Genomic DNA, 13,071 nt, shown 5'->3' with positions numbered 1-13,071 from the left:
ATCTTTCACTCACCCTTCATGGCGCCACGTGCAATCCATGATGGCCGTTGGTTCCCGGTGGATTTCGCGGGCTACCTGGCCCTGCCGTTCAGGCTTGCCTTTGTTCATCATCATACGACGGGCAATCATCTGGTCGGGATGGAAATTCCCTTTCGTACGCTCTTCCCTGCCCTCGTCCTGATTCTGGTTCCAGCCGTTTATTTTTGGGCTTACGCAAAAAGATCATCGACGTGCCGGTTCAAACCATCCGTTATTGAGATGTATTTTTTGGCTACTTTTGTATTGCTTTCTTTTATTGTATGGGAAAAGATGTTTAGTTATTATCGATATTTTTCAGCAATTGAAACAATCGCCCCCGCTTTTTCCTTGGTTTCACTTGCCAGACTTTTGTCGTGGAGGCGCATGCGGTCCGCCTCCATTGCGGGGGCGGCTCTGTTTGTCGCCTTGATCGCCAGTGGAAGCCTGTATGGGACCCACGCATTGGCCGACACCAATTGGGGCCGCGAACAATTTGGCAGAACCTATTTCGGGATCAACAAGGGAGAATTCGGGAAATATGAAAATTCGCTGCTGGTCCTTGGTACTGCACCTCTTGGATTTATGGTTCCGTATTTTCCAAATACCGACCAGGTCATCGGACTACCCGAACGGATACCATACTTGACGGCTCGTTTTCAAAAAAATTATCTGAAAAAACTTTCGAAAGCAAAAGACATTTATTATTTGTCTTCGTCGCCGAATATAGAGCGACACAAATTGTTGTTGGCTGAAATGTATGGAATTCATGTCGATTTTCAGCGTTGTGAAAAATACCACACAGCGGCGCTTGCTGTTGCAATTTGTCCGGCAAGCCGTCGTAGTTCCGGCTTGCCTCCATTAGCCGAGGGGCCGGATTTGAAGTGAGTGGCGGGAGCCCGGCTGATTCAATATCTACCTTGGTGGCGGCGTGGTTTTCCGCGCGCGGGCAAGCCGTGACAGTCTGGCGGTGACTTCGGGCGGGTCGAGCATGCGGCTGGCCGGTTGCGGCATTCGCCGTCGCCAGTTCGGATGTTCGGTGGTTGTGCCGGGGAGATTGGGCTGGTCTGGCAGTCCGAGGGCATCCTCCAGGGGAAGAAGCGCAAGCGCGGATGAGGCCGTGCCGATATGGGCCACCGCGGCGTCGATGACCGCTTCGGGCTCCCGATCCTGCGGCTGCGGCCCGTGGGCGCAACCGGATTGCCGGAGGGCGGACCACAGGTGACGGCGGTCCTCCGCCCGATCGGCGGCGCTTTCGCCGGCGATGCCGAGACACTCCCGCCAGGCGAGGTCGGTGCCGCGCCACCAGCCGGCGACGGTCGGCAGGTCGTGCGTCGTGGTCATCGCCACCGAATTGGGGCGCCAGTCGGCCGGGGGCAGGAAGCGGCGGCCCTCGCGTTCGAACCACATCACCGCCATCCCCGACATTCCGGAGGCGGCGAGCTCGGCGCGGAAGCCTGGCGGAACGGTGCCGAGATCCTCGGCGACGATGATGCCGCGGTGGCGGACCGATTCCAGCGCCACGATCCGGCGCATGTCCGCGAACGGATAGTGCAGGTAGCACCCTTCGGCGGGGCTGGCGCCGTCGGGGACGAGCCACAGACGGGCGAGGCCCATCGCGTGGTCGATCCGCACGCCGCCGGTGAAACGCAGGGCCGATGCGATCATGTCCCGCAGGGCGGCGAAGCCCGACTGACGCAGGCCGCGCGGCGAGACGGTGGTCAGCCCCCAGTTCTGCCCGGCACGGTTGAACGCATCCGGCGGTGCGCCGACCGAGACGCCGCGCAGCATCTCGCCCGGCCGCGCCCAGGCATCGCAGCCGGCGGGATCGGCGCCGACCGCGAGATCGGCGATGAGGCCGATCGCCATGCCGGCTGCGCGCGCCGAGCGCTGGGCCATCTCCAGGCCCTGGCGGACGCGGAACTGGGCGTAGAGATGGAACGACACCTCATCGTCGAGGCGTTGAGCCGCCGCGGCGACATCGGCGCTGGCAGGATCGCGCCACGAGGCGGGCCAGCCGCGCCAGTCGCGCCCCTCGCCGCGGGCGACGCGTTCGGCGACGAGGGCTTCGAACAAGGCGTAATGCCTGATTCCCGCCGGCGCATCGTCGCGGAAGGCGCGGAATGCCGGATCCTCGCGCCCGGCGGCGAACGCCGCGCGCAGCAGCGCCTCGCGGCGGGAGAGCGCCTTGCGCCAGTCGATCAGCCCGGCCTCCGCCAGCGGCGCGCAATCGAGGGGCGCATAGGCCGGGTTCAGGGCGAAGCGGCTCGATGGCGCATAGGGGCTGTAATGATCGGGCTCGGCGGCGTGCAGGGCGTGAATGGGGCTGATCGCCAGGGCATCGGCGCCGAGGCGGCCGGCCGGCCCGGCAAGATCGGCCAGGGCGGCGAAATCGCCGTTGCCGCAATCGCCCTCGCGTCTCAGGCCGTAGAGCTGGACGGCAAGTCCCCACGCCTTGCCCTCCCGTCCGGCGGCGGCGAGCGCGTCGGCCACGGTGTGGGCGCGCCGCGGCGCGATGGCGAGCGTGCGGACGCCTGAGGCCGTCTCCAGACGGTGATAGCCCGGCGGCAGGGTGGCGGGCAGCGAGACCGTTCCGGCGGCATCCCGGTCGGGCATGACATCGAGCCGGCGCCCGTCCTCGAGATGGATGACCGCCGGAGCGCGGGCCGGAAGCGTCAGCGCTTCGCCCGCGGTCGCGGCGAGCAGGGGCGCGGCCGCGAGGTCCTCGTCGTCGAGCCGGCGCAAGGTGTCGCGGCACGCCGCATCGGTGCTCGCTTCGAGGCCGAGGCAGCCGAGGATCGCGCGAAGCGTGGCCGGCGAGACCGTGCGCCGGACGCCCGACGCGTCCTGCCAGACCACTTCGAGGCCCGCCCGCTCGGCGAGCGCGTGCAATGCCGATCCGCTCATGCGATGGGCGGCGCGAGCTCGGCGCCGAGGATCATCATCGACCGCGCGGCGACGGTGAGATCCGGGCCGTCCACCGGGCGGCGGGACTGCTCCGCCCGGGCGGAATCGATTTCGACGATCCAGGCGAAGGCGGGTGCGGGCAGGGTGAAGACCCTGTCATCCTCGGAGGCGTTCAGCAGCAGCAGGGTTGCCTCGCGCCGCCGTTCGCTCGCGGTGGCGCGCCGCAGCACCAGCAGGCGCGCCGCGGCATCGGACCAGGCGTGACTGTCGAGCGGGTTTCCGGCCTCGTCGAACCAGGCGGTGTCCGGCAGGTCATCCGCGATCATGCCGATACCGTGGAGAAAGACGGCGCTGCGCAGACTGGGATAGCGGCGACGCACGGCGGCCAGCGCGGTGACGAAGCCGAGCATGCCGGTGCCGGACTCGTCGTCGAGCGCGGTCCAGTCGAGCCAGGAAAGCTCGTTGTCCTGGCAATAGGCGTTGTTGTTCCCGCGCTGGGTGCGGTTGATCTCGTCTCCCGCGAGCAGCATCGGCGTGCCGTATGATGAAAACAACGTCGCCAGCAGCGCCCGGCGCACGCGATCGCGCAGGGCATTGATCGCGCCGTCCGCGGTCTCGCCCTCGACGCCCCAGTTCGAGGAGACGTTGTCCTCGGCGCCGTCGCGGTTGTCCTCGCCGTTGGCGAAATTATGCCGTTCCGAATACGAGACGAGATCGCGCAGGGTGAAGCCGTCATGCGCGGTGACGAAATTGACCGAGGCCGAGGGACGCCGGCGGCGGCGATCGAACAGCTCGGGCGAGCCCATGAGCCGGCGCGCGATTTCCGGCCGCTGCCCGGGATCGCCACGCCAGAACCGCCGCGCGCCGTCCCTGAATGCCGCGTTCCATTCGGCGAAGCCGGGCGGATAATTGCCCAGCTGATAGCCGCCGGGCCCGAGGTCCCACGGCTCGGCGATCAGCTTGAGGCGGGAGAGCACGGGATCCTGCCGGATGGCATCGAAGAAGCCGGCGGAGGGATCGAAATCATCCGCTTCGCGGCCGAGCGTCGTTGCGAGATCGAATCTGAATCCGTCGATCCGGAAGCGCGTTGCCCAATGGCGCAGACTGTCGGTCACCATCTGCAGCACGCGCGGGTGGGCGATGTTGACCGTGTTTCCGCACCCCGTGTGGTTGACGCAGCGGCGTTGCTGGCCGGGCATCAGCCGGTAATAGCTGGCATTGTCGAGCCCGCGCCAGGAGAGCGTGGGGCCGGTCTCGTCCCCCTCGCAGGTATGATTGTAGACGACATCGAGGATGATCTCGATTCCGGCTTCGTGCAGGCGCCGGACGGTGGCGCGCAACTCGTCATCCAGGTTGTCGGGCTCGGCGAAATAGCGCCGCTCCGGCGCAAAGAAGGAAAGCGTCGAGTAGCCCCAGTAATTCGAGAGTCGCCGCTCGACGAGGAACCGGTCCTGCAGGATCGCGTGAACCGGGAGAAGCTCGATCGCGGTGATCCCGAGCCTGACGAGATGATCGATCATGCGGGGATCGCGCAGCGCGGCGAAGGTGCCGCGTCTGTCCTCCGGAAGGTCGGCGCGTTGCCGCGTCAGGCCGCGTATGTGCGCCTCGTAGATGACCGTCTCCGCCCAGCCCAGAAGCGGCTTGCGGTCATCGCCCCAGGTTGCGTCGTCGGTGAGGACGACCGCCTTGGGCATCGCCTGGGCCGAGTCACGGCGATCGAACGAGAGGTCGGCGCGGGTGGCACCAGGCCGGTAGCCGAACAACGTGTCGGACCAGCGGACCTCGCCGATCAGGGCGCGGGCGTAAGGATCGAGCAGCAGCTTGTTCGGGTTGAAGCGGTGGCCCAGTTCGGGCTGATACGGACCATGGGCGCGGTATCCGTAGACGAGGCCGGGCAGGGCATCGGGCAGATAGCCGTGAAAGACCTCGTCCGTGCAGTCCGGCAGGTCGTAGCGCGCGATCTCGCGGCGGCCGCTCCTGTCGAACACGCATAGTTCGATCCGGTCGGCATTGGCCGAGAACACCGCGAAATTGACCCCGAACCCGTCCCAGGTCGCGCCCAGCGGATCGCACCGCCCCGCGGTCATATATTTCGGCAGGCTGGCCATCAGCTCTCCGCACGCAGGATCAGCGCTCCCAGCGGGGGCAGCGTCAGCGATAGGGACTGCGCGAAGCCGTGCGCGGGATGATCGTCGCTGTCGATCGCGCCGAGATTGCCGAGGCCGCTGCCGCCATACTCGACGGCGTCGGTGTTCAGCACCTCGCGCCAGCGCCCCGGCAGCGGCACGCCCACACGGTATCGCTCACGCGGCACCGGCGTGAAGTTGCAGAGGACCAGGAGGGCGTTTGGGTCATTTCCCACGTGCCGCAGCCAGGCAAAGACGCTTTGATCCGCGTCATCCTCGACCACCCAGCGGAAGCCATCCGGATCGAAATCCGTGCACGACAGCGAGGGGGCGTCGCGATAGAGATGGTTCAGGTCGCGCAGCAGCAGGCGCAAGGCCGCGTGTTCCGGCGTTGCCGCCTCGGCCCAGTTCAATTCGGTATCGTGATTCCATTCCGCACTCTGGCCGAATTCCTGCCCCATGAACAACAGCTTCTTGCCAGGCTGGGTCCACATGAAGGCGAGGTAGAGCCGGAGGTTGGCCAGACGCTGCCAGGCGTCGCCGGGCATCTTGCCGAGCAGCGACCGCTTTCCGTGCACGACCTCGTCGTGCGAGATCGGCAGCACGAAGCGCTCGGAAAACGCGTAAACGAGGCCAAAGGTCATGTCGTGGTGGGAGAATTTGCGATGCACCGGATCATGTCCGACATACCGCAACGTGTCGTGCATCCAGCCCATGTTCCACTTGTGGGTAAAGCCGAGACCGCCCTGTTCGACCGGATGGCTCACCCCCGGCCACGCCGTCGATTCCTCGGCGATCAGCATGGCGCCGGGAACATTTTCAGCGATGGCGGCTGAAAGCTCCCGGAGGAAGGCGACGGCTTCGAGGTTCTCCCGCCCGCCATGGCGGTTCGGGATCCACTCGCCGGGCTGGCGCGAATAGTCGCGATACAGCATCGACGCGACCGCATCGACGCGGAGTCCATCGATGTGAAATGTCTCGAGCCAGAACACCGCGCTGGCAATCAGGAAATTCCTGACTTCGGTCCGGCCGAGATTGTAGATCAGCGTATTCCAGTCCTGATGGAATCCCTCTCTGGGATCTTCGTGTTCGTAGAGCGCGGTTCCGTCGAACCGGACGAGCCCGTGGGCATCGGTCGGAAAATGTCCGGGCACCCAGTCGAGAATGACTCCGAGACCCGCCGCATGACAGCGATCGACGAAGTCCGCCAGTTCTTCCGGCGTGCCGAGGGCGGGGAGCGGCGCGAATTGCGACAGCGGCTGGTACCCCCACGACCCGCCGAAAGGGTGCGCCGTGAGCGGCAGGAATTCGATATGGGTAAAGCCGAGATCGCGCACATAGGGGATCAGCGTGTCGGCGAGTTCGCGCCAGAGCAAGGGGCGGCCATCCGGGTGACGGCGCCACGAGGGGGCGTGGACTTCGTAGATGGATAACGGCTTGTCAGCACGGGCTTCGCGCGCGGCACACCAGGCGCCATCCCGCCAGCGAAACGCCGGGACCGGCGCGACGATGGAGGCGGTTGCCGGCGGGCCCTCGACCTGCCGCGCGACGGGGTCCGATTTCTGCTGGACTTCGCCCGAGTGCTGGAGAATTTCATACTTGTAGAGAGTTCCGGCGGAAAGTTCCGGAATGAAGAGTTCCCAGACGCCGGCATCGTGCCGGAACCGCATCGGGTGCCGGCGGCCATCCCAGCCGTTGAACGACCCGATAACGGAAACCCGCCGCGCGTTCGGCGCCCAGACCGCGAAGTGGACGCCCTCGACGCCCCCGATCGCGACGGGGATGGCGCCGAGGCATTCGGCGAGCCGCAGTTTCCGCCCCTCGGCGAGATCGCGGATTTCGTCGCGGCCGAGCAGCGGGCCGTAGCGGTAGGGATCGTCGATCTCCTGGCTGGAACCACCCCAATCGATCCTGAGCCGGTAGGACGCGGCCTCGACCGGCGCGCTTTCGAAAATGCCGCCCGCATGCACGCGGGTCATCGGCAGTTCCAGACCCGTGCCGCACAGGAGCGTGACGCCGCTCGCGCCGGGCTGGATGGTCCGGACGAACGTTCCGAGCGGCCCGTGGCAGGGACCAAGCACGCTGAACGGGTCGGCATGGGTTCCGGCCGCAAGCGCGTCCAGCGTTTCGTCAGCCGATGCCGGCATCCCCGCCTCCCTCGTGCCGCTCATGAATCCGGACCAGGCCGCTCAGCGGGATGTCGATCCAGCCGGGCCGGTTCGCCGCCTCGTAACAGATTTCATATGCGGCCTTCTCGATCATGAACAATGCAAGGACATCGCGCCACGCGGCTTCCGTGATCCATGGCCGCGGCGCCGTCATCGCGACCGCGCGATAGGCCTCGATGAAGGCCGCGGCGGCATCGGTGCGAAAGCGCGCGATCATGGCCTGCTGACGGTCTTCGCCGCGTTCGCTGGCCGCGAAAGCCGCGCGCTCCACCGTGGCGGCCGCGTAATCGAGGGATCGCAACAGACCGGCGACATCACGCAGGGGAGAGGATTTCTTTCGCCGCTCGGCAATCGGCTTGATGGGCTCGCCTTCGAAATCGATGATGAACGCATCGCCCTGCGCCACCAGAACCTGGCCGAGATGAAAGTCGCCATGCACACGGGTCAGCAGGGTTCCGGCGCCCGCCTCGGCGAGGCGCCGCAATCGGGTTTCGATCGCCGTCCGCTCGTCGCGCAGGCGCCGGATCAGGCCTTGCGTTTCCGGCCCGGCCCGGTCGGCCATCTGTTCGACCGCGGCGACGGCGGCGTCCAGCTGGCCTTTCGCGCCCTCGGCCCATGCCGCGATCTCGGCCTCGCCGGCCCGTTCGGTCGCGAAATCGGGTCCGGTGCCGAACTGCGCGAGGACCGAGTGCATCTCCGCGAGGCGCCGTCCGATCACCGAGACGAAGGAGAGATAGCCGGAGAGCGGATCGATCCCGCCGGGGTCGCGGAGTTCGGCGTGAATCGCGCCATCGACCGCGCGCCCGAGGACATCCAGCGTCCACTGCCAGGCATCGCCCTGGTTGCGGACAAACTGCTGGACGACGATCAGTGTGCGCCGATCGCCATCCGGATCGAGCCGCACGACTTCGCCCAGCAATGCGGGGATGTTCGCAAAGGACGCGTCGGTCAGAAAGCGGCTCATTTCGGTTTCGGGATGAATCCCGCGCTCCGTCCGCCGCAGGATCTTCATGACCGCGGCGTCGCCGACGATCAGAGAACTGTTGGATTGTTCGGCGGAAAAGCGGCGGATTTCCGCATCGTCGAGCGGCGGCAGGTCGTCGATCAGCGCGGTGGGTTCATAGCTGAGCCGGCCCGAGTCGAGCGAGATGCAGGATTTCGTCCTCAATCCGGCGATGATGTCGTGGCAGAAGCGGTCGAGCGCAAATGCGTCCGTCAGATAGCCGACCCGGCGGTGCCGGCGAATGCGGGCCAAGGCGAGCTGCTGGACGATACTTGCAACCGGGCCGTCATCCCAGACCACCGCGAGCGGCAGGAGATACACATCCCCCCTCCCCTCGCCCGCGAACTCGACCTCGATTTCGCAGAGCAGGAAATCGTCCTCCGCCGTGCCGAGCATATGGGCATTGGCGATCGTCACGCTCCGGACATGCCTGTCCTTCGCGGCGAACCAGCGCCGGCGCTGGAGATAGGGCGGGAGAATTTCGGTCTCGAGACTGTGCCGGCTGTCGACGGCAACGAGGTCGGCGAGGCCGAGCCGCATGACGAGGGTGATGTAATCGGGCAGCGGCTCCGATGGCTGGATGCGCCAGAAGGGCATCGCCGCTTCGGTCGTCAGGCTGAACCAGTAGAATGCGAACGGCGGCAGGGTCAGCATGTAGGGAAGCTGGCCCACCGGCGGGAACGGCGCGCCGCCGATGAGGTCGAGCGGAATCCGGCCATCGAAGGCCGCGAGGTCGAGTTCGACCGCCTGGGCGGTGCGGGCGAGGTTGTAGACGCAGAGTATCGTCTCCTCTCCGCCGTCCTGATCGGTCCACTCCCGCACATAGGCGAGCACCTTCCGGTTGCCGGGATAGAGAAAGCGCAAGCCGCCGCGCCCGAATGCGCGATGCCGGCGGCGGACGGCGAGCATCCTGCGCATCCAGTTCAGCAGCGAATACGGATCCTTCGCCTGCGCCTCGACATTCAGCGCCTGATAGCCGTAGAGCGGATCCATGATCGGCGGGAGGACGAGGGCGGCCGGGTCCGCGCGCGAGAAGCCGCCATTGCGGTCGGGCGACCACTGCATCGGCGTTCGCACGCCGTCCCGGTCCCCGAGATGGATGTTGTCGCCCATGCCGATCTCATCGCCATAGTAGATGACCGGCGTGCCGGGCATCGACAGCAGCAGGCCGTTCATCAGCTCGATGCGGCGCCGGTCCCGTTCGAGCAGGGGGGCGAGGCGGCGGCGAATGCCGAGATTGATCCGCGCCCGGCGATCGGCCGCGTAGGTTTCCCAAAGGTAATCACGTTCCTTATCCGTAACCATTTCGAGCGTGAGCTCGTCGTGGTTGCGCAGGAACACCGCCCACTGGCAGTTTTCCGGAATCTCCGGTGTCTGGCGCATGATATCGGAAATGGGAAAGCGGTCTTCCTGGGCGATCGCCATATACATGCGCGGCATCAGCGGGAAATGAAACGCCATGTGGCACTCGTCGCCTTCGCCGAAATAGGGGCGGGCGTCCTCGGGCCATTGATTGGCTTCGGCGAGGAGCATCCGCCCGGGCGCATGGGCATCGAGCGCGGCGCGGATCTGCTTCAGGATCGCGTGGGTTTCCGGGAGGTTTTCGTTGTTCGTTCCGTCCCGCTCGATCAGGTAGGGGACCGCATCGAGCCGCATGCCGTCCACGCCGAGATCGAGCCAGAAGCGCATGATGCCGAGCACTTCCTGCAGGACACGCGGATTGTCGAAATTGAGATCTGGCTGGTGACTGTAGAACCGATGCCAGTAATAGGCTCCCGCCACCGGATCCCACGTCCAGTTCGATTTCTCGGTATCGAGAAAGATGATGCGTGTGCCGTCGTATTTCCGGTCGGTGTCGGACCATACATAGTAGTTCCGCGCCGACGAGCCCGGCCGGGCATGCCGTGCGCGCTGGAACCAGGGGTGCTGATCGGACGTGTGGTTGACGACGAGTTCGGTAATGACGCGCAAGCCGCGGCGGTGCGCCGCGTCGATGAAGCGCCGCAGGTCGCCAAGCGAGCCGTATTCGGGATGAACCGCGCGATAGGCGCTGATGTCGTATCCGTCATCGCGGCGCGGCGAGGGATAGAACGGCAGGATCCAGACGGCCGTCACGCCGAGTTCGGCGATATAATCGAGCTTTTCGGTCAAGCCGGCAAAGTCGCCGACGCCATCGTTGTTCTTGTCGAAGAACGATTTGACGTGAACCTGATAGATCACCGCGTCCTTGTACCAGAGCGGATCGAACATGTTCGCCTGGGGTCGAATGATCTGATCGGTCAATGATGTCATTTGCGAATCCTCCAGATGCTGAAGGGTAGTTCGCCCGGGTCGAAATCGACGACCTGCTGCCGCCCGTGCCAGGTGAATGCGACGCCGCGCATGAGATCTTCGAGATGCAGGGCATCCCGCCCGGAAGACCCGTAGCGTTCGAGAGGGAGGTCGATCGTGGTTGTCTGCCACCGGCGGGGATCGAAACTGATCGCGACCAGCACGATGTTCGAGCGATCCGGACTGGCCTTTTCGAAGCACAGGACGTTGTCATTATCGCAATCGATGAAGTGCACGCCGAGGTGGCTTTGCAGGGCCGGGTTCTGCCGGCGGATCCGGTTGAGCAGGGAAATTTCCGCCACGATATTTCCGGCCCGCCCATAATCCCAGCTTCTGATCTGGTATTTTTCCGAATCGAGATATTCCTCTGTCCCTGGCGGCGCGGCGGCTTCGCAGAGCTCGAAGCCGTTATAGACGCCCCAGAGGCCGGACAGCGTCGCGGCGAGGGCCGCGCGGATCAGGAAGCCGGGGCGACCGCATGTCTGCAGGAACGCGGGATTTATGTCCGGCGTGTTGACGAAGAAATGGGGACGGAAATAGTCCCGTGTCGATGACTGCGTCAGTTCGACGAGGTAATTTTTCATTTCGTTAGCGGAATTTCGCCAGGTGAAATAGGTGTAGGATTGCGAGAATCCGATCTTCGCCAGGCGGTGCATGATCTTCGGCCGGGTGAAGGCCTCGGCGAGAAAGATCACGTCGGGATGGTTCCGCCGGATATCGGCGATCAGCCACTCCCAGAACGGGAACGGCTTGGTATGCGGATTGTCGACGCGAAAGATCCGTATCCCCTCGCGGATCCAGAAGAGGACGATATCGCGCAAGGCGTGCCAGAGCGCGGGTCGCGCGCCATCGGCGTAGAAATCGACATTCACGATATCCTGGTATTTCTTCGGCGGATTTTCGGCATACTTGATCGAGCCGTCCGGCCGCCAGTCGAACCATTCCGGGTGCTCGGCCAGCCATGGATGGTCCGGAGCGCACTGGATGGCGAAGTCCAGCGCGATTTCGAGGCCCTGCCCGGCCGCCGCAGAGATCAGGCGGCGAAAATCGTCGAACGAGCCGAGCTCGGGATGGATCGCGTCATGTCCGCCCTCGGCACCGCCGATGGCGTAGGGGCTTCCCGGATCGCCGGGATTGGCGACGAGCGTGTTGTTCGGCCCCTTGCGGTTCTTCCGGCCGATGGGATGGATCGGCGGGAAATACAGGACATCGAATCCCATGGCGCGGATTCGCGGCAATGCGGCGATCACGTCGTCGAAGGTGCCGTGGCGATCGGCGTCGCCGCTCTGGCTGCGGGGGAAGATTTCGTACCAGCTCGCGAAACCCGCGGCGCGACGCTCGGAATCGATCGGCAAGGCGGGTTCGTGCCGTTCCAGGAAGCGACGCTCCTCGGCATCGCGCATCGCGGCGATGATGGCGGGCGCGGTCAGTTTTCCGACCTGCTCTCCGGGAGCGCAGCGTTCGAGCCCCGCTCGGCATTCGGCCAGAATGGTTCTGGCCTCTTCGCCGGCCCGCGCGATCGCGGCGTCCAGCAACTGCCGGCCTTCAACAAGCTCAAGCCGGACATCGAGGCCGGCCTCGTGTTTCTTCGCGAGCTCGTCGGCGAAGGTGCCGTAGCGATCCACCCATGCCTCGATGGTGAATTCGGCGCGGCCGATCGCGCTCAGCCCGAATTGGGCGCGCCAGCGATCGTTGCCGATGGCCGCCATCGGCGCGCGCCGCCAGGCTGGCTCGCCGGACATCCGCCAGAGCAGGTCGGCCGCGAGGCGGCCGTGGCCGTCGCAAAGGAGATCGGCCTCGACCGTCACGTCTTCACCGGCCATCCGCTTCACCGGAAAGCGCCCGCCATCGACGGCCGGCGCAATCGCCTCGATCGCGATGCGCGGCGCATCGACCGAATGGCGCGGGGATTCCGGTGAATGGTGGGCGGGCAGCGGCGAGGTCGTGAACCAGGCGAGGCCGGCGGCGTTCCATCCCTCGAGCGGGACCGGAACCGGCGCCGCGGCCCGGCCGGCCAGAAACGCATGCAGTTCGTGGCGATCGGGCTCGGCACCCGTTGGGGAGCAGGCGAGCGCCAGTCCGCGACCATCGGCGCCGAACCGGGCGAACAGGGACGTTGCCGCGTGCGGCGGCGCGAGGCTGAAGGGCCGCCCCGCGAACACCTCGCGGCTGGCCCGGCGCAAGTTGTTGAGCGCCGTCACGGCGGCGCGCTGGCGGGGTGGAATGGCGGCGTTCATCACCCAGGCCGTGCCGAGAAAGCCCGCGACGGCGAGGCGCCAGTCCGCGACGGTTTGCGACGCCGCGAGCGGCGGCACGGCGAAGCTGGCGACGTTGCCCGCGCAGGCGATCCGTTCGAGATCGTCGGCGAGCCAGGCGGCCTCGCCATCCCACCAGCACGACGATGCGGCGATGTGATCGAATTCCCCGCCCACGAGGTCGGCGATCTGCGGCGGCGCCGCGCCGAAGGGGGCGGCGATGGCGGTCCAGCCCGGATTGCGCGCGCGCGCGTCGCGGTTCAGCC

At 65.9% G+C, this 13,071-nt stretch carries 5 protein-coding genes and 1 pseudogene; 1 reads left to right on the top strand and 5 read right to left on the bottom strand.

What is annotated here, in order from left to right; all coding sequences use genetic code 11:
• Positions 1 to 903 (top strand): annotated as a pseudogene (locus APM_RS20250) (hypothetical protein); the annotation flags it as partial.
• A gap of 27 nt (positions 904 to 930) precedes the next feature.
• Here the strand turns inward: APM_RS20250 and malQ are convergent.
• From malQ to APM_RS04535, 5 genes are all read right to left on the bottom strand, one after another.
• The gene (gene malQ, locus APM_RS04555) at positions 931 to 2,922 is read right to left on the bottom strand and encodes a 4-alpha-glucanotransferase (RefSeq protein ID WP_039887766.1); all 1,992 of its coding nucleotides are present in this window, start codon (positions 2,920 to 2,922) and stop codon (positions 931 to 933) included.
• A complete protein-coding gene (gene glgX, locus APM_RS04550) occupies positions 2,919 to 5,030 on the bottom strand; it encodes a glycogen debranching protein GlgX (RefSeq protein WP_007422176.1) in 2,112 nt (703 codons plus the stop codon). The genes malQ and glgX overlap by 4 nt, the downstream gene beginning before the upstream one ends.
• Positions 5,030 to 7,195 carry a 1,4-alpha-glucan branching protein GlgB gene (glgB, locus tag APM_RS04545; protein ID WP_007422175.1) on the bottom strand — a complete coding sequence of 722 codons (2,166 nt, stop codon included), beginning with the start codon at positions 7,193 to 7,195 and terminating at the stop codon, positions 5,030 to 5,032. Before glgB ends, glgX begins: the two co-directional genes overlap by 1 nt.
• On the bottom strand, positions 7,179 to 10,511 hold the full coding sequence (gene treS, locus APM_RS04540; protein WP_007422174.1) for a maltose alpha-D-glucosyltransferase: 3,333 nt from the start codon (positions 10,509 to 10,511) through the stop codon (positions 7,179 to 7,181). The genes glgB and treS overlap by 17 nt, the downstream gene beginning before the upstream one ends.
• Positions 10,508 to 13,071: alpha-1,4-glucan--maltose-1-phosphate maltosyltransferase (locus APM_RS04535; RefSeq protein ID WP_007422173.1), on the bottom strand; the 2,564-nt coding region annotated here is incomplete at its 5' end. The genes treS and APM_RS04535, both read right to left, overlap by 4 nt.

It is taken from the genome of Acidiphilium sp. PM, from assembly GCF_000219295.1.
In the GTDB taxonomy this organism is placed as follows: domain Bacteria; phylum Pseudomonadota; class Alphaproteobacteria; order Acetobacterales; family Acetobacteraceae; genus Acidiphilium; species Acidiphilium multivorum.
The sequence above is the reverse complement of the archived record's forward strand: the minus strand, read 5'-3'. Positions and strand labels throughout refer to the sequence as shown.

Coding starts and splice junctions, on each gene's coding strand:
- glgB (WP_007422175.1), bottom strand. CDS start 7,195: ATGCCGGCATCGGCTGACGAAACGCTGGACGCGCTTGCGGCCGGAACC.
- treS (WP_007422174.1), bottom strand. CDS start 10,511: ATGACATCATTGACCGATCAGATCATTCGACCCCAGGCGAACATGTTC.
- glgX (WP_007422176.1), bottom strand. CDS start 5,030: ATGGCCAGCCTGCCGAAATATATGACCGCGGGGCGGTGCGATCCGCTG.
- malQ (WP_039887766.1), bottom strand. CDS start 2,922: ATGAGCGGATCGGCATTGCACGCGCTCGCCGAGCGGGCGGGCCTCGAA.